This is a genomic window from Chondromyces apiculatus DSM 436 (assembly GCF_000601485.1).
In the GTDB taxonomy this organism is placed as follows: Bacteria; Myxococcota_A; Polyangia; order Polyangiales; family Polyangiaceae; genus Chondromyces; species Chondromyces apiculatus.
In genome coordinates this window covers 95069-118745 of the sequence record NZ_ASRX01000025.1, presented here as the reverse complement: position 1 = coordinate 118745, position 23677 = coordinate 95069, and the positions used below count along the sequence as shown (strand labels likewise).

Sequence of the window (23677 nt, the reverse complement as noted above, 5' to 3'; positions counted from 1 at the left end):
GGGCACCCCCTCGTCATGAACGGCCCGGTTGACGGGACGACCTGACGACCCGTGCTATAGCCCCGTCCGGGACTTCCCGAAGCGGCTCGCCCGCCCTACATGGAGAACCTGAGATGCCCCGCGTCCACAACTTCAACGCCGGACCCGCAGCGCTGCCCCTCCCTGCTCTTGAGCGCGCCCAGCGCGAGCTGCTCGACCACGACGGTACGGGCATGTCGATCATCGAGCACAGCCACCGGGGCAAGGCCTTCGAGGCCGTGCACAACGAGGCTATTTCCCTGCTCCGGCAGCTCCTCGATGTACCGGACGACTACCACGTCCTCTTCCAGTACGGCGGAGCGAGCCACCAGTTTGCCGTGGTTCCCTTGAACCTCCTGCATGCCGGTCGAAGCGCCGATTACATCATCACCGGAGGCTGGTCGGAGAAGGCCTACCAGGAGGCGGAACGCATCGGGACCGTGCGCGTCGCAGGGACCACCGAGGTGGATAAACGCTATACGCGCATCCCGCGCCAGGAGGAGCTGACGCTCGATCCGAACGCCGCATATGTGCACATGACCACGAACAACACCCTCTTCGGCACCCAGTGGCACTGGCTGCCGGAGACAGGGGACGTGCCGCTCGTGGCAGACATGTCCTCGGATTTTCTGTGGAGGCGTATCGACGTCCGCCGCTTCGGGCTGATCTACGCTGGTGCGCAGAAAAACATAGGTCCAAGCGGCCTCACAGTTGTGCTGGCGCGGAAAGATCTGGTCGATGGAGGCCGGAAGGACATACCCACCATCTTCCGGTACGCCACCCACGCCACCAACAACTCGCTTTACAACACCCCTCCGACCTTCGCCATCTACCTGGTCCGGAACGTGCTTGCCTACACCGTCGAGACTGGTGGTCTCGACGAGGTGGAGCGGCGCAACCGGCGTAAAGCCGAATTGTTGTACGGCACCATCGACGAGCGTCCGGATTTTTTCCGAGCGCCCGTCGAGGCAGCAAGCCGCTCATTCATGAATGTGGTGTTTCGACTCCCCAGTGAGGAGCTGGAGAAAAGATTCATCGCAGAAGCGGCGCGGGAAGGAATGGTTGGACTGGCAGGTCATCGCTCCACGGGAGGCATTCGCGTCTCCCTCTACAACGCGGTCGAGGTGGCCTCTGTGGAGTTCCTTGTGAGCTTCATGCGCGCCTTCGCGTCCCGCGGCTGAGGGCGGAGTCTTCGTCGAGAGAGGCACACGTGGACCGTCAGGTTCACCGGCCCCCGTGTGCGCATCGTGCCCGGCATACGATTTCAACGATATTGGCCGTGGCCCGCTTGACGTTGCTTCGCTCGGTACAAAGTTACTGTCAGAAGGAAGTGACCTTCTCCGAGAACTGCACTCACTACAAACAAGAGCCGATAAAGAGAGGATGGAGACAATGGACGACCGCGGAATGCTCCCGGTGGATGACACGACCAACGAAACCTCGGCGACAACGGCCGAAAGGCCGGCTGCACCCGCTGCCCCGTCGGCGCCCCCCGCGAAGAAGCTGCGTGGGTTTGCCGCGATGGACATCGCCCGTCAGCGGGAGATCGCCAGCAAGGGTGGACGAGCCGCCCACGAGAAGGGGACGGCGCACGAGTTCACGAAGGACGAGGCGCGCGCCGCTGGCAAGAAGGGCGGAGAGGCGGTGAGCCAGAACCGCAGGCACATGGCCGATATCGGCCGCAAGGGCGGTGAGCGGGTCAGCCAGGACCGCGAGCACATGGCCCATATCGGCCGCAAGGGCGGCGAGGCCGTCAGCGGCGACCGCCAGCACATGGCGGAGATCGGCCGAAAGGGCGGGGAATCGCGCGGAAGCTCGAAGTCCCAGCCGCCCGCAGCCCCCGAACGGGAGCAGACCTGAACCGTCTGCGCCTGCCAGCAGGGGTAAAGCTGGATCTGGCTTCCCACGGGGGTCCGCGCCCGCGGGGCTCTGAAGGAACCAGCATTCCAGAAGCGCCAGGGCCCCTGGGTGGGGGGAGATGTGCCGGGCGCGCGCGTACGGGCGAAAGCAATGACGCCCGCGCGCGCGTGCGCAGCACCCTACCCCTCCAGGTGTTCCCTCGGAGCACCTGATGTTGCCCTGAGATGTACGGCTCCCGGGCCCTTCGAGAATGGCTCGGAGATCATCACCCCATCACAGGTCGTGGCGCTCGCCTTCCCTGGCACAGGGAATCGGCGACGAATCCACGTCGTGGAAATCAGGGTAGTGAATGAGACGCATCCGCTCTCGCTGGATCTCGGGAAGAGCGACCAGCGAAGCGAGCGGTGTATGCACGCCGAGGTTGGTCTCGTGAAAAAAAAGGTCACTGCCGACCAGCCATTCGATGAGCCCCGGGTCGAAGGCAGTATCCGCGCTGTAGCCAAGGGTGCGGCCGCCCTGCGAGAACTTCAGCGCTGAGGTCGGGATGTGGTGGACCGTCGGCCGCCAGGTCACCTGGAAGGGGCCGATGGTCGAGACTCCCGGGCCCAGCGGCTCCACCTCTGCGTAGTCCTCGAGCGTGAGCTTGCGCGTCATGTAGGGAGCGCTGCTCTCTTTCGAGTTCGGCTCGATGAGCTGTTCCATCCCTCCGCGGAGGCGCGTGTCCCACAGGCTCGCGAGCACCTCGGGGATGGCGTGCAGCTTGGTCTTCCGGCGGGTCACGAACCGCTGGAAGAAGAGAAGCTGCTCCAGACCACCCACGTGATCCCCGTGCAGGTGGGTGATGATCACATGGTCGATCGATTCCAGGCCGACTGCCTCGCCCGACCCCCGAGAGAGGTCGGCGAGCGCCCGCCCGAGGGCCGGCGGCGCATCGACGAGCACCCGCGTGCCGTCGGCTTCGAGCAGCAGGCATGCGTTGTGGTACTTGGCGGTGAACGCGTCACCGACGCCGACGACCCTGACCGAGAATGCCATGGTGGGCAGCAGACTATCGCGTCTGCCACCGGCCGCTGAGGGGTCTCAGCCGGGGACCGCGCCGAGGTCTCCCTGGGTCTCCTTGGGCCCCGGGATCCACTCTTCATCGGGTCCCTCGCCAGGGAGGACGAGCGGGGTGCCGTCGTAGCGCAGGCGCTTGGCCGGCCACACGAAGGTGGAGAAGAGGTAGGCGAGAAGCGAACGCTGATCCAGGTTCGGGTGGATGTGGGGAGCGACCCGCTGCGCGTGCGCCGCTGGCAGCAGGCTCCAGTGCAACCCCGGCTCCATGTGATGGATGGTGTGGTAGCCGTTGTTGTACGTCCACCAGTTGACCACCTTGCCCACGAAGTTGCGCGAGTGGTTGTACTCGCTGTTCTCGTCGCAGCCATCGTGCTGCAGGAGGTTCATCGTGACGATGCCCCAGGCCGCGTACTGGTGGGGGATCAGCACGTAGAGCAGGAACTTCTTCCAGTCGAGCACGAGCAACGCCCCCATCGATCCGAGGAAGATCACCCACTCCAGCAGCATCTGCCGGAACCAGGGCGGGTTGCGCCGGTACATCGCGAAGAAGTAGCGCATGTCCGCGGTGAGGATGTCCTTGCTCACCATGCCGAAGAACAGCAGCCCATTCAGCAGGTGCCACCGGTAGCGCGTCTTCGTCGTGCGCATCACGTCGCGGCGCGTCTGGGTGTGCTTGTGGTGGCTGAGGTTGTGCCCGGGAACGTAGGCGCTCACCGGGTGGCCGTAAGTCAGGGTGAGGACGACCTGGAACACCCGGTTCAACCACCGCTGCCGGAACACCGGAGAGTGCACGGTGTTGTGCGTGGCCACCGCGCCAAAGAACGAGAACCAGCAGGTGAGCACGAGGAGCGGGATGGCCACCCACAGCTCACGGGGCGCGTAGACCCACTGCACGGCGACGAGCGCGAAGTAGGTCGCCACGAACACGAGCGTCTTCACGTCGGCGCGGTAGCGAAGCATGACGGATTCCTCGGCGCTGAGTAGGACCGGAGATGCCGATCCAGACGGAATGGAGACGACCCCTACGTAGCGCATTTGCCGCGTCGCATGTACGTCCGTTTTCCGGCTTTCCCGCTGCGCATACGGCTCCACGCCGCTGCGTGCCGGAGTTCGCAGCCTGCAAGACAGCCCGGACGATGCGCATGCCCGTGCAACGTGGTGACGGATCTCATGCCCCTCGCTTGACGGCGCTCACCGGGGCAGCCAACGTCAGGTGGCCGTGAGCACTTCTTCCATGAGCTCCCTCCGCCCGGACGGCGGCATCTATGGCCTCGACTACACGCCCGACCAGGCGAAGGTCATCCTGATCCCCGTCCCCTGGGAACCTACGACCTCCTACGGAAGAGGCACCGCGCGCGGTCCGGCCGCGATCCTGCGCGCGAGCCACCAGGTGGACCTGTACGACCTTCAGTACGGCCGCGTCTGGGAAGACGGCATCGCCATGCTCGAGGTGGACCCGGACATCGTCCGGTGGAACGCCGAAGCGTGTGCGGCCTCGGAGCCCGTGATCGCTGCGGGAGGGTTCATCGAGAACGATCCGGAACTCGAAGCGCGGGTCGCCCGAGTGAACGTGCTCTCCGCCAAGCTCAACGAGCGGATCACCGCCATCGCCCGCACCTGGCTGGAGCGTGGCCGCATCGTGGGCCTCGTGGGGGGTGACCATTCGTGCCCCTACGGCACCATCGCGGCGCACGCCGAGCGCTACCCGGGGCTGGGCATCCTGCACATCGACGCGCACGCCGATCTCCGCAACGCGTTCGAGGGATTCACCGATTCCCACGCCTCCATCTTCTACAACGTCGCGACCCGGCTCCCTTCGGTGGGACCCATCGTGCAGGTGGGCCTGCGGGACGTGTGCGAGGAGGAGCTCGCGTTCATCGAGGCCTCTCGGGGGCGCCTCGTCCCCTTCTTTGATCCCGTCATCGGCGAGCGCCTCTGCGACGGCGAGCCGTTCAACGCCATCGCCGACGACATCATCAAGGCGCTGCCCCGCGACGTGTACGTGAGCTTCGACATCGACGGCCTCGATCCCTCGCAGGGCCCGCACACGGGCACCCCCGTCCCGGGTGGGCTCACCTTCCGCCAGGTCATGGCGCTCCTCACCCGCCTGCGCCGCAGCGGGCGCCGGGTCGTCGGATTCGATCTGAACGAGGTGGCCCCTGGCCCCTCGTTCCATGCGGGCAACGGCACGAAGACGCTGCACGGAGACGAGTGGGACGCCAACGTCGGCGCCCGCATCCTCTACAAGCTGATCGGGCTGAGCCGCGTCACCCAGCTCGAAACGAGCGCCAGCGCCTCGAACGCAGCGCAGGATCGCACCGGAAAGGCGCTGCGCTCGCCCCGCGTCTAGGGGCTGCGTCACAGCGCCTCCGGGCAGCTCCTCAGCCGAGCGCGCGGCGATACGTCTCGATCGCCAGGTGAACGTCGAGGGTGCCTGCCATCTCCCGGCACGAGTGCATGCTCAGCATCGGCGCGCCCACGTCGATCGTCGCGATCCCCAGCTCCGCTGCCGTGATCGGCCCGATGGTGCTCCCGCACGGGAGATCGCTGCGCACCACGAACCGCTGCGGCGCGAAGCCAACCTCGCCACAGAACTCCGTGAACTGCGCGGCGGTCACCCCGTCGGTGGCGTACGACTGGTTGGCGTTCGACTTGATCACCAGCCCTCGGTTGAGCTGCGGCGCGTGGCGCGGCTCGTGGTGGTCGGCGTAGTTCGGGTGCACCGCGTGCGCCATGTCGGCCGAGATCAGCAAGGAGCCCGCCAGCGCCCGGCGCAGCCCCTGGGGCTCCTCGCGCCCGCGCCACGCCTCCACGATGCGCGTCAGCGTATCCCGCAGCAAGGTCCCCACCGCCCCCGTGGCGCTGCGGCTACCGACCTCCTCGTGGTCGTACAGCACGATCCCCCGGGTCGCCGCCGCAGGCGCGTGTGAGGCAGCGATGAGCGCCTGCGTCGAGGCGTGACAGCTCGCCAGGTTGTCGAGCCTGCCAGCGAAGATCAGCTCGTCGGACACCCCCCCGACCGCCGCCGGCACCACGTCGTACAGACACAGGTCGTACCCCACGATGGCCTCCGACCCGACATCGAGCTCACGGGCGAGCAGGCCGCTGAGCTCCGACTCCTTCCCGAGACCCAGCACCGGCACCAGGTGCTTCTGCGCATTGAGCACCAGCCCCTCGCTGTTCACGCCCCGGTTCAGGTGGATGGCGAGGTTCGGGACCCGCGCCACCGCGCGCCGCACGTCGAACAGCCGGCTCTCCAGCGCCCCGTCCCGACGACGGACCATCACCCGGCCGGCGATGCTCAGGTCGCGATCGAGCCACGTCGAGTAGAGGACCCCCCCGTACACCTCCACGCCGACCTGCTGGTAACCGCTCTTCACGAAGTCTGCGTGGGGCTTCAAGCGGAGGTTGGGCGAGTCCGTGTGCGACCCGATGAGGCGGAACCCGCCCTGCGCCGGATGCTCCGCCCCCGCGACGAACGCCACGATCGACGACCCGTTCCGGATCACGAACCGCTTGTCGCCCGGGGCGAGCGTCCACGCCTCGCGCTCCCCGAGCTCCGTGAAGCCATGCTCCGCGAGCCGGGCAGCCACCTCGCGGGTCGCGTGCCAGGGCGTGGGGGACCGATCGATGAACCCGCAAAGGTCCCGGGCCGCCGTCACCCCGAGGGCGCGCAGCGCGCGCAGCTCCTCCGCCGTCTTCGGGAAGCGCTCCCCGAGCAGCTTCGACGGGCTCCCCGCATCCTCACCCTGGGAGCCCGCGCCCGCCTCCCCCGCGTCCTTCGTCGCCTTCGTCTCCTTCGTCTCCATGGCGCGCCGAGCATAGCAGAGCCCCTCCCCGCGAACCTCGGGCGGTTGTGCTACCGATGCGGCGCGCATGTACCGCCTGATCCGCCCGCTCCTCTTCGCGCTCCCGGCCCACACCGCGCACACGCTCGGCATGCTCGCGCTCGCCCCGCTGGAGCACGTCGCGCCCCTGCGCGCCCTCGTCCGCTCCTCCACCGCGCCTGACCCCCTCCTCCGCACCCGGGTCATGGGCCTCGACTTCCCCTCCCCCCTCGGCATCGCTGGCGGCTTCGACAAGAACGCGCAGCGCGCCCGCGCCATCGCCGCGCTCGGCTTCGGCTTCCTCGAGCTGGGCACCGTCACCGCGCTCGCCCAGGCCGAGAACCCGCGCCCCAACCTGTTCCGCCTCCCTGCCGATCGCGCCCTCGTCAACCGCCTCGGCTTCCCCAACCAGGGCGCCGCGCGCATCTCCACGCGCATCCGCGCCCGTGACGTCGCGCGCCACGCGGGCATCCCCGTGGGCATCTCCATCGGCAAGTCCCGCGCGGTCCCCCTCGATCCCATCGAGCCCGCCATCGCCGACTACCTCACCAGCCTCCGCGCCGCCCGCGATGCCGCCGACTTCGTGGTGGTCAACGTCTCCTCGCCCAACACCCAGGGCCTCCGCGCCTTGCAGGGCGCCGCCGTCGCCAGGGCCCTGCTCGGCGCCCTCGCCGACGACAACCGCGCGCACGGCGCGGCGCTCCCCCTCCTCGTCAAGGTGGCACCCGACCTCGACGACGAGGACTTCGACGCCTTGCTCGACGTCGTCGACGAAGTCGGCCTCGCGGGCATCGTGGCCACCAACACCACCGTCCGCCGCGACGGACTGACCACCCCTCCCGACGTGGTGCAGTCCCTCGGCGCCGGAGGCCTGAGCGGCCCTCCCCTCCGCGCCCGCGCCCTCGCCATGGTACGCCGCGCCCGCGCCCGCCTCGGCGCGAACGCCACCCTCATCGGCGTCGGCGGCGTGGAGACCGCGGATCACGCCCTCGATCTCATCCGCGCCGGCGCCGACCTGGTCCAGCTCTACACCGCCTTCATCTACGGCGGCCCCTCCCTCCCCGCCCGCATCGCCCGCGACCTCTCGGCGCGCGTGGCAGAGTCCGGCGCGCGTTCCATCACCGACCTGCGCGGCTAGCGCTGCGACCCACGAGCCCCTGATTCAGGCACGCAGCGCTGGCTTTCCCCGACCCGAGCGGTACGCTGCGCCCCAGACGTGCAGCAGCGAGAAGGACGCCAGATCGAGGTCCGCATCGCCGGATCCATGCGCGACATCCCCTCCACCGCCTGGGACGCGCTCGACGGCGTGGCCGAAGCCCCGTTCCTCTCGTGGGCCTGGCTCGACGCCCTCGAACAGACCGGCTGCGTGGACGAAGAGGCCGGGTGGCTCCCGCACCACATCACCCTCTGGTCGGGCGACGAGCTCCTCGGCGCTGCGCCCGCGTACATCAAAGGCAACAGCGAAGGCGAGTTCGTCTTCGACCATGCCTGGGCCTCCGCCTCCCACCGCATCGGCGCCCCCTACTTCCCCAAGCTCCTCGTCGCGGTCCCCTTCACCCCTGCCACCGCCCGCCGCCTCCTCGTCCGGCGCCCCGAGGATCGCTCCGAGCTCCTCCCGGTGCTCGCCGAGGCCTTGCGAAAGCTCGTGAGCGCGCTCGACATCTCGAGCGCCCATGTCCTGTTCCCCACTGCCGACGAAGCCTCTGCCCTCGCCGACGCCGGCATGGCCCACCGTCACGGCATCCAGTTCCACTTCGAGAACGCCGGCTACACGAGCTTCGACGACTTCCTCTCCCGCTTCAACGCCAAGCGCCGCCACCAGCTCCGGCGCGAGCGCCGCGAGGTCGAGCAGCAGGGCATCACCCTCACCACCCTGCGCGGCGCGGACATCACCCCCGAGATCGTGGACATCATGTTCACCTACTACGTCTCCACCGTGGAGAAGTTCGCCTGGGGCCGGCAGTACCTGAACCGCGCCTTCTTCGAGGAGATCACGAGCCGCCTCCGTGGCAGCGTCGAGATCGTCCTCGCCCGCGACGGCGCCCGCCCCATCGCCGGCGCCTTCAACATCGCCGGGCCCACCGCGCTCTTCGGCCGTTACTGGGGCGCCTCGGAGGAGCGCCCCTTCCTCCACTTCAACGTCTGTTACTACCACCCCGTCGAGGACTGCATCCGCCGCGGCCTCTCGCGCTTCGAACCCGGCGCGGGCGGCTCCCACAAACTGGTGCGCGGCTTTCTCCCAACCGTGACCCACAGCGTCCATCACCTCGCCCACCCCCGCCTCGACGCCGCCGTTCGGGAGTTCCTCGAACGCGAGCGCGAAGCCGTCGTCTCGCAGACGTTGGACAAGAGCATCGCTTTCCGCTGACGCAGAAGGCCCCCCCTCTCGCTTGACGATCTGCCGGATGCCGCGAGATGCTCGGCCATCATGCATTCCTGGGTAGCTTTGCTCGCTTCGTGTCTCTTCGTCGGCGCGGTCGCCTCCGGCGGCTGCTCCAGCGACGAAGCCTTGAACGCCGAGTCGTCCGTCACGGTCAGCGTCGGCTCCAGCAGCGACACGCGCTTCCTGTGCAACGGCGGGAGCGCGGACGGTTACTGCAACGCCCACGGCGACCTCCCCGAGACCTGCGAGTGCAGCGACTGCCAGCTCACCGCCTTCTGCCGCAGCGCCTGCAACAACGACGGCACCTGCACCTTCGACCCCGAGAACCCGGTCGACGAGGACTGCACCTGCGAGGACTGCTACGGCAGCCACCCGAGCTGCCCCCCGTTCGCCGAGTGCAACAACAACGGCACCTGCGATCCCGGCGAGACGGCCGGCTGCTCCGACTGCGAGAACCCGACGGTCACCAGCACCACCACCACCACCAGCGCGGGCGGCGGCGGCGGCGCGGGTGGTGCGGGTGGCGCGGGCGGCGCGGGTGGTGCAGGCGGCGCCTGATTCCCCTGGGCCTGACGGCGCGCTGATGGCGCCTGCTCTCCGATGCGCTGACGACGCCTGATCCCCGGGCGCCGTCACGCCCCTCGCGCGAGGGTCACCGCGCCGACAGCCCGTACTTCTTCAGGAACGCGCGCACGTGGTGCCGCTCCATCCCGGCGCGGCGCGCCATCTCGCTCACGTTCCCGTCCGTCGCCCGCACCAGATCGCTGAAGTACCGCTGCTCGAAGGCCCCCACGGCCACCCGCTTCGCCTCGCTGAACGCACTCAGGGCGGGCGCCACCTCGCCGCCTCCCTCGAGTGGCAGCACCGAGGCCACCGCCTCCGCGCCCCGCGGCAGGCTCGCCGCCACGCTCGCCACGTTCACCAGCTCGCGCACGTTGCCCGGGAAATCGTGCTGCGCCAGCGTGCTCGTGATCAGGTCCACCACGTCGGGGGTCCGCTCGGGCCGTCCGATCCGCTCGCAGACCCGCTGCACGAGCGGCGGGATGTCCTCGCGCCGATCCCGGAGCGGCGGCAGCTCGATCCGCATCTGCGCGATCCGGAAGAACAGGTCGCTCCTGAACACCCCCGTGTTCATGGACCGCCCCAGATCTCTCCGCGTTGCCGCCACCACCCGCACATCCACCGGCTCGTAGGCGCTCGACCCGACCCGCTTCACCTTCCGCTCGGCGAGCACCCGCAAAAGCTTCGGCTGAAGCTCGGGCGGCAGCTCCCCCAGCTCGTCGAGGAAGATCGTCCCCCGGTGCGCGTCCTGGAACGCCCCGCTCCGCCGCTCCGTCGCCCCCGTGAACGCCCCGCGCTCGTGCCCGAACAGCAAGCTCTCCGCGAGCGGCCCCGGGATGGACGCACAGTCCAGCACCACGAACGGCCCCGCGCTCCGCGACGAGTGCTCGTGGACCGCCTGCGCCACGAGTTCCTTCCCCGTCCCCGTCTCTCCAGTGACCAGGATGGAAAGATCGGTGGGCGCCACCTCGCGCAGCAGCCGGAACAGGTGCCGCATCCGCGGCGACGACCCCACGAGTGGCCCGAAGTCCTCGTCGAACCCGACCTCCACCCGCTCCTTCTCCAGCGGCTCGAACCCGAGCACGCTGCCCCCCACGTGGATCGAGCAGGGCGCGGTGAGGATGCCCTCGCGCACGCGCACTCCACCCACGAAGGTGCCGTTCCGGCTGCCCAGATCGCGCAGCAGCACCCCTGGCCCCTCGGCCCGCAGCTCGCAGTGAGTGGCGCTCACTTCGCGATCGTCGAGCACCACGCCGCAGCTCGGATCTCGGCCGAGCACGATGGGAGAAACCCCGATCCGGAGCGGATCCCGTCCCGGCACAAGAAGCTGCCCACCGCGGACGAACCACTGCACCGCGCGGGCGCGTGTCGCGTCGTTCAACGCGCTCATGCCCTCACAGTAACGCGATCCGACCAGCCGCGACCACATTGCTCGGACCGCCTCGCACGCAGCTCACACCGCCACACCTCACAGGCGTGTGGAGCGGCGATCCGAGCGCGAGCGCAGGACGCTGCGGCGTCCCCTGGACATGAAAAGGTCCAGGGTCCATCGGCGTGATCAGCCCCTCGAACCGCGTATTTGCCGCTGGAAACGACGCGGCGATGGGCGGTACGCTTCCTGCTGTGCACGTGACCAACCCTGACGAACCGCCGCGCAGCGCGCGTCTCGACAGGGCACTGCGCGATCGGATCTCCACGCAGCCGGCTGCGCTTCTCGATCACGAGCCTGCAACGCGCGTGTGAGCTTGCCCGTTGATCCCTTCACCCGGCGCGCCGTGCGCGGCGCCCGATGAGGACGACATGCCGAGAGGACGAAGACTTCATAGCTATCTTGGGGCAGCAGGCCTCGCGACGCTCGCCACGATGGGCGCGGTCGCGGGGTCGGGCTGCAGCGGCAGCAGCGCCGACGAGGCCTGCGTCTCCGACGAGATGTACTTCGCGGAGCAGACCTGGTCGCAGGTGCTCAACGCGAGCTGCATCGGGTGCCACAACCCGCAGGGCATCGCAGGCAACACCAGCCTCGTGCTCAAGAACTCCAGCGAGGCGGGCTTCCTCAGCGCCAACATGGAGATCTTCAAGCAGGTCGCGACCCTTGAGCAGGGAGGCGAGTCGCTCGTCCTGCTCAAGCCGACCCAGAAGGTCTCCCACGGCGGCGGCAACGTCATCAAGGAGGGCAGCAAGGAGTACGAGATCCTCACGGAGATGGTGCGCCGGTACAAGGAGCCCTCCGCCTGCGAGACCGACACCACCGCCTTCTTCCAGGGCGTGCAGCTCGCGTCGGCCCCCGAGACCCTGCGCATGGCGGCCCTCGAGCTGCTCGGGCGCCTGCCCACCGAGGCCGAGGAGAAGGCCGTCGACGAGGGCGGCATGGAAGCCCTCGATGTCATCCTCGATCAGTACCTCCACGAGGAGGCCTTCTACATCCGCCTCAAGGAGATCTACGGCGACGTCTTCAACACCGATCGCTACCTGATGGGCGAGGACGCGATGGGCGTCATCCAGTCGAACCGCGCCATGGAAGGGTACGAGCCGCGCTGGTACAACGGCCTCCAGTACGACGAGGCGCTCATCGAGAAGTACGGCGCCGAGAGCTGGAGCGACCTCGTGAACACGCTCCGCCGCTACACCGTCCAGGGTGTCGCCCGCGAGCCGCTCGAGCTCGTCGCCCACGTGGTCCGCAACGACCGCCCCTTCACCGAGATCCTCACCGCCGACTACATGCTGGTGAACCCCTTCTCGGCGAAGGCTTACCAGATCGAGGCCGAGTTCCAGAACGAGGCGGACCCCACCGAGTTCGTCGAGGTGAAGCGCGAGGGCTACCCCCACTCCGGCGTGATCAGCTCCGAGATGTGGCTCGCCCGCCACCCCACCTCGGAGACCAACCTGAACCGGCACCGGTCGCGCATGGTCTACCAGGCGTTCCTCGGGACCGACATCCTCAAGCTCGCCGAGCGGCGGCTCGACACCTCCTCCGTCGCCGACTTCAACCCGACGCGGAACAACATCAACTGCACCGTGTGCCACTTCAACGTGGACCCGGTCGCGGGCTTCTTCCAGAAGTTCGGCCAGGTCGGCAACTACAACCCGGAGCGGCAGTGGCCCGAGACCCTGATCCCGCCGGGCTTCAACGGGCAGTCCATGGTCCAGGACGACTTCCCCACCGCCAACGTCTGGGGTGTCCAGCGCCTGGCCTACGATCCGCGCTTCGCGCTCGCGCAGATCTACAACGTGCTCACGGGCGTCACCGGCCAGAAGCAGCTCCTCGCGCCGGCCCCCGGCGAGGACAACTTCGAGAACAAGTTCCAGGCCTACCTCGCGCAGTACTACATGTTCAACGAGATCGCCGACGAGTTCATCGCCAGCGACTACGACATCCGCCTCGTCTTCAAGGCGCTCATCAAGAGCCCGTACTTCCGCGCCCGGAACTTCGGCGGCGACCTGACCCCCGAGCGCCAGCAGGAGCTGTCGCAGCTCACGAGCTCCCGCTTCCTCACCCCCGAGCAGCTCCACCGCAAGATCTGGGCGGTGAGCGGCTACCCGTGGCGCGAGGGCCGCTTCGGCACGAACTACCTCCTCAGCACGGAGCGCTACAAGCTGCTCTACGGCGGCGTCGATCACCTCGACGTGCTGCAGCGCATCGGCGAGCCGAACGGCATCATGGCCAACGTCTCCGACCGCATGGCCAACGAGATGTCCTGCCGGAGCGTGCCGCGCGACTTCTCCCTCCCCCAGGAGGAGCGGCTGCTCTTCCCCAACGTCGACGTGAGCTTCGAGCCCCAGGATCGCAACGGGTTCGACGTGGATCCCGCGATCGACGCCATCAAGCAGAACATCCAGTACCTGCACAAGCGCGTCCTCGGTGAGAGCCTGGACATCAGCCACCCCGAGATCGAGCGCACCTACCAGCTCTTCCTCGCCACCTGGCAGGAAGGCGTGAAGGGCATGGCCAAGGCCGAGGACGATCCCGAGCGCATCTCGCGGGATCTGCCCGGTGATTGCCACGTTAACGAGGAGTTCTGGACCTCCAAGCCGCTCCCCGAAGAGATGCGCATCAACGGCGACGAGACGTACACGATCCGTGCCTGGATGGCCGTGATGACCTACATGCTGTCGGACTACCGCTTCCTTTACCAGTGACAGGAGCAGCCATGGATCGTCGAGATTTTCTCAAGTTGGCATCGACGGCTGGCCTCGGCGTCGCCGTGGGCGGCCAGTTCTCTGGTCAGGCCAAGGCTGCCGATCCCTACAGCGGCCCGCTCTGGTTGTTCATCCACGCGAGCGGCGGCTGGGATCCCACGAGCTTCTGCGACCCCAAGGGGACGACGAACCTCGACTCCCCCGACCGCATGAACAACTACCTCCAGGCGGACATCCGCGATGACGCGGGCAACATCAAGTACGCCCCCGTCGCCGACAACGAGACGTTCTTCCCGAAGTGGAGGGACAAGCTCCTCGTCGTCAACGGCATCGACACCGGCACGAACAGCCACGAAGCCGGCGTCCGCACCACCTGGTGCGGCACCCTCAGCGAAGGCCGCCCCTCGCTCGCCGCCCTGCTCGCCGGCGTCTACGCGCCGACCCAGGCCATGGCGTTCATCTCGAACGGCGGCTACGACTACACGGGCAACGTCGTGTCGCTCACCCGCGTGCCCGACACCGGCACGCTCGGCCGGATCGCGTATCCGAACCGCATCAACCCGGGCGACGAGAACACGCGGCTCTTCCACACCGACGCGACGATGCAGCGCATCGCCACGGCGCGCGACGAGCGGCATCAGGTGAAGCTCAGCCAGCAGCACCTGCCCCGCCTGCGCCAGTCGATGAGCACCCTGTACACCTCGCGCCTCGGCCAGAACGAGCTGAAGCAGCTCATCCAGTACCTGCCCGAGGACTTCTACGACAACGGCATCGCGCGCCAGGCCCAGGTGGCGATCGCCGCCTACAAGGCCGGGATCTGCGTCTCCGCGAACCTGTCCACGGGCGGCTTCGACACCCACGGCCAGCACGACCAGAACCACTTCCCGTCGCTCTCCAGGATCTGGACCGGCGTGAACCAGCTCATGGAGTTCGCCGAGGAGCAGGGCGTCGCCGACAAGATCTACGTGGTCATCGGCTCCGACTTCGGCCGCACCCCTGGCTACAACAGCGGCAACGGCAAGGACCACTGGAACATCACCAGCATGATGATGATGGGCCCCAACATCCAGGGGAACCGCGTCATCGGCTCCACCACCGATCGCCACGCCGCGATCAACGTCGACCCGACGACGCTCGCCCCCGTCGAGAGCGGCGGCGTGCGCCTCACCCCGGGGCACGTCCACAAGGCGCTCCGCAAGCTCGGTGGCATCGACACCTCCGAGATCGTCGGCGAGTTCGCGCTCCTCGACACCAAGGAAGATCTCCCGATCTTCGGTTGAGCGCGGCGCTTCACTCCTCCACCGAGAACCCCACCTCCTCGCTCGGCCGTGCACCCTCCGCCTCTGCGCGGACCCGGTGCGCGCCGGGCTTGAGCGCATAGTCGGCCCAACCCTCCGGCGCCGCGAGCACCTGCCCATCCACCACGAACCGCGGCCTGCGCGCCCCCCGCGGCACCGACGCGCGCAGCCGGATCGCCTGCACCGACGCCACCGACGCATCCATCACGAACCGCGCCCCCTCCACCGGGAACACCACCCCCATCGCCTCGCGCCGCGCCCCTTCCTGCGCCGCCTCCTCCCCGCACCGCGGCGACATCTCCTCCGGCGCGACCGGCCTCCCCGCCGCCCTCGCCCAGCCCGCGAGCCGCGCCTCGTACCGCTCCATCACCCGCGCCTCCACCGCGTCCCCCCGGCACAGCGGCCCCGCGCGCAGCCCCGTCTGCCGATCGATCAGCACCTCCTCGTGCATATCGCACGACCCCAGCGCCTCCACCTCCTCGCGCGGCAGAAGCTCCCCGCGCCGGTGCGGACACACGGCCGTCGGCCGCTTCCCCGACAGGCTGCAGATCTCCACCTCCACGATCGCCGCCGGATCCACCGGCTCGAACGCGTGCGGCGGCCGGAGCCGCGCTGCTGCCACCATCGCCCCGTGCAGCAGCGGCCCGGCCCCCGTCACCCCGCTGACCCCCACCATCGGCGACCCGTCGAAGTTGCCGACCCACACCGCCACCGTCACCTCGGGCGTGTACCCGACCGCCACGTTGTCCCGGAACCCCTTCGAGGTCCCCGTCTTCACCGCCGCCGCGAACGGCAGCTCCAGCACGTTCTCCTCGCCAAACGCCCCCAGGCGCGCCTGCGGATCCGCGAGGATGTCCGTCACGATCCGCGCCCGCACCGCGTCGAGCACGCGCACCGGCTTCCCTCGCACACCTGCCGCCGCCGTCCCCTCTCCTGCCGTCGCCGTCCCCTCTCCTGCCGTCGCCGTCCCCTTCGCTGCTCCCCCGTCCCCCTCGCCCAGCACCAGCGCAGCCCCTTGCCTGTCCCGCGCCTCCCGCACTGCCCGCGGCGGCAGGTACGTCCCTCCCCGCGCCAGCACCGCGTACGCTGCCGCCAGGTCCAGGAGCCGCACCTCCCCGTCTCCCAGCGCGATCGCCACCCCGTAGTGCGTCGCCTCCCGGTCCAGCGTCAGAAACCCCAGCGCCCGCAGCCGCTCCAGCACCCGCTCCGGCCCGAGCGCCGCCGCCGCCCACACCGCCGGCACGTTGTACGAGTTCGCCAGCGCCTCCCGCAGCCGCACCGGCCCGTGGAAGCGCCCGTCATAGTTCCGCGGCGCGTAGCTCCCCTCCGCGAGCGGCAGCTCCAGCGCCACGTCGGGCAGCACCGTCGCCGCCGTGTACCCGAGCCGCTCCATCGCCAGCCCGTACACGAACGGCTTCAGCGCCGACCCTGGCTGCCGCAGCGCGAGCACCCCGTCGTTGTGACCGAGCCGCGCCTCATCCTCCGCATCCGGCGCCCCCACGTACGCCAGGATCTCCCCCGTCGCGTTCTCCAGCACCACCACCGCTGCCGCCGTCACCGCCCGCGATCCGAGTGACCTCACCGCCTCCTGCGTCAGCACCTCCACCTCGCGCTGCAGCCCTCGATCGAGGGTCAGCGTCACCTCGCTGACCTTGCCCCGCAGCGCCCCTGCCCTCCGGTCTGCCGCGCCCGAGAGCACGGCTTCCACGAGGTGCGGCGCCCCGAGCCCCCCGCCCCGCCCCGCGACCCGCAGCGGCTCCGCGAGAGCACCTGCCACCTCCGCCTCCGACGCGAGCCCCCCGTCCAGCATCCGCCTGAGGATCCGGTCCCGCCGCCGGAGCAACCGCTCCGTTCCCCGCTGCGGATCGTAGAGCACGGGCCCCCGCGGCATCGCCGCGAGCGCTGCGGCCTCGGCCAGCGACAGCTCCGCCGTCCCCTTGTCGAACGTGAACCGGCTCGCCGCCTCCACCCCCCGCACGCCTGGCCCGAACACCACCCGGTTCAGGTACTGCTCGAGGATCTCCCGCTTCGACAGCGACGCCTCGATCCGCAGCGCCAGCGCCATCTCCCCGATCTTGCCCACCACCGAGCGCGGCCGCGGCCGCACCGTGCGCGCGAGCTGCTGGGTCAGCGTCGACGCGCCCGACACCACCCGCCCCTCCACGCAGAGCTGCCCGAACGCCCGCAGCACTGCCGCCGGATCTACCCCCGGGTGCCACGCGAACCGCCGGTCCTCCGCCGCGAGCAGCGCCCGCTGGATGCGCTCCCCCATCGCCGCCAGCGGCACCCACCGCGCCCGCGTCCCGTCCCCCGCCCGCAGCTCCCGCAGCATCACCCCGTGGCGATCGCGGATCACCACCGACACCTCGCCGCTCTCCGGCCCTCGCACGAGCTCCGGCGGCAGCGGCGTGAACACCGCCAGCACCACGAGCAGCACCCACGGCAGAACGAGGACGGCCCCCGCGATCTTGAGCGCGCGCCGCCCACCACGCGCCCACCACGCGGAGAGGGTCCTGGAGAGCACTGCGCCCACCCGGGTCAGCCGGCCCATCACCGCCTCATCGTTCGCTCATCGTTCGCTCATCGTTCGCTCATCGCCGCCTCACCGCGGCGCGGCCGGCGCAGCCTGTGGGGACGTGCGCACGTCCGGAGCGCCGCCGCGCGCGTCCTGCGGCACGATCTCGATGCCCTCCGCCGCGGTCCGACCGAGCACCTCGGGCTGGTACATCTCCTCCGCCCGCGTCGGCGGCAGCACGAAGCGCCCGAGCGTCGTCGCCCGCGCCAGGTAGCGGTAGCGGTACATCCCCGCCGGCAGGTGATCGACGAAGAACAGCACCCGATCGTCCCGGATCTCGCGGATGAACTCGTTCCTCCCGAACCGCTTGCGCATCGCCCGGGCGTCCTCCTCGTCCCCCTCCTCCTCGTCGGTGTCCTCCTCGGCCATCATCTCCACCCGGTCCACGTCCAGGCTCCCCGCCGTCGTCGCGAGCCGCGCGTCCACGGCCTCGAACCCCGCGGGCAGCGGATCGTCGATGACCACGAAGTCGCGCGGCGACGGCGTCACCACCACCACCTCCCCGAGCACCAGGTCCCCGCCCTTGAACTGCCGCGCGCTGCCCTGCGCCGCGCCCGCGAGCGCCCGCGGCAGCTCCTCGGGCAGCACCGCGCGCAGCGTCTTCTGCACGAAGAACCCCCGCTCCAGCGGCTTCGTCGGCAGCTCCTTCCGCGCGTACCGCAGCCGCGCCTGGTAGAAGAGCCGCCCCTCGCCGTCCGCCGAGAACGCGAGCGGCGCCCCACCCGCGCGGGTGAGCTGCGACGCCGGGATCGACACCCGCGCCTGGCGCACGTCGCGCCCGTGGAACGGCGCCGAGAAGATCTCCGCCTCGCCCAGGAACACCCGCGCGTCGAAGTCCGGCGCCGTCTTCTCCTGCGCCTTGCGGTACTGATCGAGCGCGAGCAGCGACCACGCCGCTTCCTGCGTGCTCCGCCACGTCCCCCCCTTGCGCGCCGCGAGCAGCCCCGCCGCGAGGCGCGCCCCGAGCGCATGCGACGGCCGCGCCGCGAGCAGCCCCCGCAGAACCAGCGCGCTCGTCCGCACCTCCGAGTCCATCAGCGGCGCGTACGCACTGCCGGTGTTCACCACCGCCCGCGCCACCGCCCCGTCGATCCGGATCGCGCCCTCCAGCTCGGTCACCAGCGCGTCGATCTGCGCCTTGTCTCCCTTGCCGAGCACCAGCGCGTGCAGGAGCAGCGCCTTCGAGAACAGCGGCATCTCCGCCCGCTCCTCGAAGGCCCTCGATGCCCGCCCCGGATCCGGCGCCCCCAGGCCCGCCAGCACGTCGAGCATGAACGGCACCACGGCCAGCCGCCGCTGCGCGTACTCCCCCTGCAGCGGCTGCTCTAGCGCCCGGCGCAGCGCGTGCGTCCCCAGCTCCATCACCGAGGCCGGCACCGCCACCTTGTGCCGCTTCGCCTCGCCGAGCCCCCACATCGCGTAGGCGGTCACCCAGTCGTTCGGCAGCGGCGAGTCCGCCCACAGCCCGAAGCCCCCGTCCCCGCGCTGGTTCGCCACGATCGCCGCCACCGTCTTGCTGGCCAGCGCATCCACGTTCTTCGGCAGCTCCAGCCGGAAGTCCCGCGCAAGCTCCCCGAGCGGCAGGAGCGGCACGAGGCGGCTCACGAGCTGCTCCGTGCACCCGTACGGGTACTCCAGGAGCTGCTCCATCCCCGACTCCAGCCCCACCAGCGCCGTCGATGACAGGCTCACCGCGAGGCCCCCCACGTCCGGGCGCAGCGCCGACAGATCCCCGAGCTTCTCCGCGCTCGCCGTCGTGGTGTCCCCGTAGAGCGCCACCGCCTCCGGCGACACCGGCGCCTTCACGTCCCGCGTCACCTCCACCGCGTCGTCCGCGCCGCCGCCGCGCACCTGGAACCGGAGCTTCGCCGTCCCCACCGACGACGCCTCCAGCGCGAACGGCACCTCCCGCGACACTCCCGGCTCCAGCGTCAGCCGCTGCTTCGCCTCGCCGCGCAGCGTCAGCCCCTCCACCGCGAGCGTCACCTCCACCTCGGTCCGCGGCAGCCCCTTCGAGGTCAGCACCACCCCCGCCGCCATCCTGTCGCCGGCGCGCAGGAACCGCGGCAGCGCTGGCCGCGCCATCAGCGGTCGGCTCGTCACCACCCGCTCCTCCTCGTAGCCGAACCGGTCGTCCTCCCCCGCGACCACCGCCATGATCCGGTACGTCGTCAGCGAATCGGGCAGCGTGAACGTCACGCGCGCCTTGCCCTGCGCGTCGGTCACGAGCGACGGGTTGTAGTACGCGCTCGGCCTGAAATCGCGGCGCACCCCGAGCCCCGGCCCCGCGCCCGCGCCGCCGTACAGCCCCTTGTCCTCCCCGAGATCGGTGAACGGGTTGCGCACCCGCCCCATCCCCCGGCGCGACTCCAGCGTCCCCACCTTGAGCCGCCGCGGCGACGCGAACACCTCGAGCGGATCCGGCACCTCGTAGCCGATCAGCGAGAGCACCCCCTCGTCCACCGCGTACAGCGTCACCTCCGCGCGCGCAGGCTTCCCCGCCGCGTCGCGCACCTGCACGTCCACCGCGATCGGCGCACCTGGCCGGTACTCCGGCTTGTCAGGGCGCACCGCGACGTCGAGCCGCCGCGACGCCGGGCTCACCTCGAGCTGCGCGTATCCCAGCCGGAACGTCGGCCCCCCAACGTCCCGCACGTCGACGCCGCCCTTCCCGCCCTTGCTCGCCCCCGCGCTCTTGCCCTTCACGCCGGTCCCCTTCGGATCGGCCGCGGCCCCCGTGCGCCCCCGCAGGAGCAGCACCGACACGAACGCGTTCGGGCGCATGTCCTCGGTGATCGGGATCGACAGCACGGGCGCCGCGCCCTTCAGCGTCACCCGCTCCCGCGTGTACACCCCGGCGCGCTCCACCGTGACCAGCGCGTCCACCGACGCGAACGGTGACTTCACCAGCACCCGCGCCGTCTGGCCCACCTCGTAGCTCTCCCGATCGGGCTGAAGCTCCACCCGCAGCCGATCGCTGTCTCCCCACCCCACCGCGCCCTCGCCCGTCGCGTAGAGCGGCGCTGCAGTGCCCACCGGGTTACCCCGCCGGTCCACCGCCGTCGCGTGCACGAGGAAGTACCCCGCCGCCGGCACGGTGAGGCCGCAGCCCTGTGTCGCCTGGGCCGTCGTCACCCGGCAGCTCCCCACCACCTTGTCCACGGGCGCGTACACCCCGCGGTAACCGCCGCCGCTCACCTGCCGCGCCACGGTCCACGTCCGCTGCACGAGCTCCACCTTCACCGGCACCCGGTCGACCCGCTTCCCCTCCGGGCTCACCGCCAGGATCTCCGGCTGCACGGTGTCGCCGGCCTTCACGAACAAGGGCCCCTCCTTCAGCGCCACGTAGAACTCTGCCGGGTGCACCAGCGCCGTCGTGCTCGACGCCACTGACTGCCGCGACACATCGGTCACCTCCGCCTCGCAGGTGACGGACTCGGTCCCCCGCTGCCCCGGCAGCGCGAGCGACGCGGTGAGCTTCGTCTCCCCGCGCGTGTCGAGCTTCGCCCGGGCGCTCTCCACCTCGCTGCCGCGCGGCGCCCGGTCTGCCAGGTCCGCCGTGAACGCGCCCTCGTCGACCACGAACCCGTCGAGCCCCGGCGGCGTGAACGACGCCTCCGCGCGCGTCACCCCGAGCCGCGCGTCGGCCCCACTCATCGGCGCGCCGAACAGGTAGTCCCCCCGCGCCACGAACGTCGCCTTGTCCCCGCGCACGTAGCTCGGGCGATCCGGCTCCACCGTCGCCTTGATCTCCACGGGCCGGTACTCCGCGACCTCCACCGTCGCCGAGGTCTGGTTGTAGCTCACCGGATCCCCGTCCACCTTCGCGTTCAGGCTGTAGGTCCCGAGCTGCCCCGTCGCCGGGATCTTCGCGTCGAGCGAGAAGGTACCGAACGCGTTCAGCGCCACCTCCTGCGTGAGCAGCGCCTCCCCCTCCGGCGACTCCAGCGAGAACCGCACCCTCTTCCCCGCCGGCGTGCGCGTCCCCCGCCCCGCCTCCTCGCGGAAGATCCCCTTCACCTTCACCGTGTCCCCCGGCCGGTAGATCCCCCGGTCCGAGAACACGATCCCGAGCGGCCGATCACTCCCGAAGTCGTACGACGGCCCGCCGTAGCGCCAGCCGTTCAGCATGTCGTCCACACGCTGGTACATCCAGTCATTGCCCGCGCGCACGAAGAGCACCGAGCGCTCCGCGCGTTGCGGCTCCGGCGTCCACGCGCTCGCCGCGATGGTCGCGAAGCCCGCCGCGTCCGTGCGCACCGTGGCCGGCGGCGCTCCTGGCCTCCGGATCGACACCTCCGCGCTCGGTACCGGCGCCGCGTCCGAGAGCCGCGTCACCCACACGAGCGTCCCGTACGGCGACACCTTCGCGCTCACCCCGAGATCCGTCACCTGGAGGATCTTCACGTCCGACTCGAGCTGCGCCGCCCCGCGCCCTGGCCGCGAGGCGTACGTGATCCCGATCGCCAGCGGCCCCCGCCGATCCTTGCCGCCCAGCACCTCCTCGGTGCGCACCGGGTGCGTCGCCGGCTTGTTCACCGCCGCCGCGGGCTTCACCTCGACGCGCTTGCCTCCGGGCAGCGCCGCGATCTCCGCCATCCGCGGGCTCCTCCCCGGCGCGTTCTCGTCGGCCTCCAGCGCCAGGATCGCCTCCTCCGTCAGCGCCCCCGTCGCCACCTCCAGCGACTTGACGTTCATCGAGACGATCGGCACCTCGCGCGCCGTCCCCGGCTCGAACACGCTCCCCACCACGCCGATCTGCGCCTCGGGCCACCGGTCGTCGAAGCGCATCTCCCGCGTGAACGCCGCGCCGAGCGCCTGCCCGAACTCGTCCTTGAGCCCCGCGGCCACCTTCAGGCGCACCGTCGATCCCGGCACGAAGCGCCCGTAGACCTGCAGGCTGCGCACGAAGTCATCGTCGTTGTACCAGTCCGGCCACCGGATCTTCACCCCCGAGTCCACGGTGATGGCCTGCTTCGCGTCCCCGAAGCGCACCCGGTTCGAGAAGTCCAGGGAGAGCCCCCCGTCCGCCGCGCACCGCTCGTGCGGCGTGTCGTCGTCGCAGTCGACCTTCTCGACCCGGAGCGGCCCGTAGGTGTGGAAGGTGTGGCGCAGCGCCTTGCCGGCGACGAGCGGCCCCTCCGTCCCGCGCAGCTCCTTGTCCACCGTGAGCACGATCTGGCTGTCGAGCGGCAGCGGCGCCTCTGGCGTGATCTCCGCGAGCATCGCGTTGTCCTTGTCGGGGCGCCGCAGCGTGAACGGCACCCGAGTTTCCTTGCCGCCCGCGCCGCCCACGCCGCCCACGCCGCCCACGAAGAGCCCCACGTGCTTCTGGATCGCCGCGTCGGCGATGGGCTGGTTGAAGCGCAGCTCGAACTTCGCGTCCCGCTGCAGCTCCGCGCCCTCGTACGGCTCGGTGCTCACCAGCCGCGGCCGCGCGGTGCTGAAGCGGATCACGAAGGGCTCCGCGAGCGCCGTCCCGTCGAGCGCCTTCGTCCCGGCCGGCACCTCCACCCGCATCTCGGTCGCGCGCGGCAGCCCCTGGTCAGGCACGAAGGAGACGGCGCTCGTCCCCACCCACATCCATCGCCCGGGCACCGCCGGCGTCAGCGTCACTGGCGCCGCGGCCTCCGCGCCCGCCAGATCCAGCGGCCGCATCGGCCGGTCGAAGACCAGGCTGATCTCCGCGGACTCCTGCGTCGCCCCGTTCGGGGTCGCGAACACCACCTTCACCGGCCCCGTCGGCGCCGCGGCGAGCGCTTCCCCTCCCGGCGCGAGCGTCCCGCGCGTGGGCACCTGGGGCGCCCGCGCGCCCTGCACGCACGCGAGGCCGAAGGAGAGGACGACGAGACCGAGCGGCGCCGCGCGGAGAGCCGGGGCGCGAAGACCGAAGCGCATGCCCGCGAGTCAAGAATGTTGGCCCGTCGGACGCAAGCGGCGGATCGGGATTCTCCCTCCCTTC

14 protein-coding genes are annotated in these 23677 nt (G+C 70.3%); 8 read left to right on the top strand and 6 right to left on the bottom strand.

What is annotated here, in order from left to right; translation table 11 throughout:
* Positions 1-113 precede the first annotated feature (113 nt).
* Both serC and CAP_RS17960 read left to right on the top strand, forming a co-directional pair.
* Complete coding sequence (gene serC / locus CAP_RS17965) at positions 114-1199, top strand: 3-phosphoserine/phosphohydroxythreonine transaminase (RefSeq protein WP_044242551.1); 1086 nt, start codon at positions 114-116, stop codon at positions 1197-1199.
* Between the two features lie 340 nt (positions 1200-1539).
* Positions 1540-1878: a con-10 family general stress protein gene (locus tag CAP_RS17960; RefSeq protein WP_044242648.1), complete on the top strand. Its 339-nt coding sequence runs from the start codon at positions 1540-1542 to the stop codon at positions 1876-1878.
* A gap of 273 nt (positions 1879-2151) precedes the next feature.
* On the opposite strand, the gene CAP_RS17955 is transcribed toward CAP_RS17960, so the two are convergent.
* Both CAP_RS17955 and CAP_RS17950 read right to left on the bottom strand, forming a co-directional pair.
* Complete coding sequence (locus CAP_RS17955) at positions 2152-2913, bottom strand: MBL fold metallo-hydrolase (protein ID WP_044242549.1); 762 nt, start codon at positions 2911-2913, stop codon at positions 2152-2154.
* A 45-nt stretch (positions 2914-2958) separates the two neighbouring features.
* Positions 2959-3894, bottom strand: coding sequence for a fatty acid desaturase family protein (locus CAP_RS17950; protein ID WP_044242546.1), 936 nt, complete (start codon positions 3892-3894; stop codon positions 2959-2961).
* A 274-nt stretch (positions 3895-4168) separates the two neighbouring features.
* Between CAP_RS17950 and CAP_RS17945 the strand changes: the two genes are divergently transcribed.
* Positions 4169-5284 (top strand): agmatinase family protein, encoded by a 1116-nt coding sequence (locus tag CAP_RS17945; protein ID WP_063748713.1) that lies wholly within the window; start codon positions 4169-4171, stop codon positions 5282-5284.
* A 31-nt stretch (positions 5285-5315) separates the two neighbouring features.
* Here the strand turns inward: CAP_RS17945 and CAP_RS17940 are convergent, their stop codons facing one another.
* Positions 5316-6620 carry a M18 family aminopeptidase gene (locus CAP_RS17940; RefSeq protein WP_044242644.1) on the bottom strand — a complete coding sequence of 435 codons (1305 nt, stop codon included), beginning with the start codon at positions 6618-6620 and terminating at the stop codon, positions 5316-5318.
* A 190-nt stretch (positions 6621-6810) separates the two neighbouring features.
* Here CAP_RS17940 and CAP_RS17935 point away from each other — a divergent pair, with 190 nt between their 5' ends.
* The 3 genes from CAP_RS17935 to CAP_RS52370 all read left to right on the top strand — a co-directional run bounded on the left by CAP_RS17935 (position 6811) and on the right by CAP_RS52370 (position 9702).
* On the top strand, positions 6811-7899 hold the full coding sequence (locus CAP_RS17935; RefSeq protein ID WP_044242545.1) for a quinone-dependent dihydroorotate dehydrogenase: 1089 nt from the start codon (positions 6811-6813) through the stop codon (positions 7897-7899).
* Between the two features lie 78 nt (positions 7900-7977).
* Positions 7978-9129, top strand: a complete 1152-nt coding sequence (locus tag CAP_RS17930) for a GNAT family N-acetyltransferase (protein ID WP_044242543.1) — start codon at positions 7978-7980, stop codon at positions 9127-9129.
* A gap of 60 nt (positions 9130-9189) precedes the next feature.
* Positions 9190-9702: a hypothetical protein gene (locus CAP_RS52370; protein WP_197041231.1), complete on the top strand. Its 513-nt coding sequence runs from the start codon at positions 9190-9192 to the stop codon at positions 9700-9702.
* A gap of 94 nt (positions 9703-9796) precedes the next feature.
* On the opposite strand, the gene CAP_RS17920 is transcribed toward CAP_RS52370, so the two are convergent.
* Entirely contained in the window at positions 9797-11095 is a 1299-nt protein-coding gene (locus CAP_RS17920; protein WP_044242641.1) for an FHA and sigma-54 interaction domain-containing protein, read from the bottom strand.
* 410 nt (positions 11096-11505) lie between these two features.
* On the opposite strand from CAP_RS17920, the gene CAP_RS17915 reads away from it, so the two are divergent.
* A complete protein-coding gene (locus CAP_RS17915; protein WP_156040903.1) occupies positions 11506-13842 on the top strand; it encodes a DUF1588 domain-containing protein in 2337 nt (778 codons plus the stop codon).
* Positions 13843-13853: 11 nt separating this feature from the next.
* Positions 13854-15122: a DUF1501 domain-containing protein gene (locus CAP_RS17910; RefSeq protein WP_044242538.1), complete on the top strand. Its 1269-nt coding sequence runs from the start codon at positions 13854-13856 to the stop codon at positions 15120-15122.
* Between the two features lie 10 nt (positions 15123-15132).
* Here the strand turns inward: CAP_RS17910 and pbpC are convergent, their stop codons facing one another.
* The gene (gene pbpC, locus CAP_RS17905) at positions 15133-17691 is read right to left on the bottom strand and encodes a penicillin-binding protein 1C (RefSeq protein WP_052375451.1); all 2559 of its coding nucleotides are present in this window, start codon (positions 17689-17691) and stop codon (positions 15133-15135) included.
* A gap of 51 nt (positions 17692-17742) precedes the next feature.
* Positions 17743-23613: an Ig-like domain-containing alpha-2-macroglobulin family protein gene (locus CAP_RS17900; RefSeq protein WP_044242537.1), complete on the bottom strand. Its 5871-nt coding sequence runs from the start codon at positions 23611-23613 to the stop codon at positions 17743-17745.
* Positions 23614-23677 lie beyond the last annotated feature (64 nt).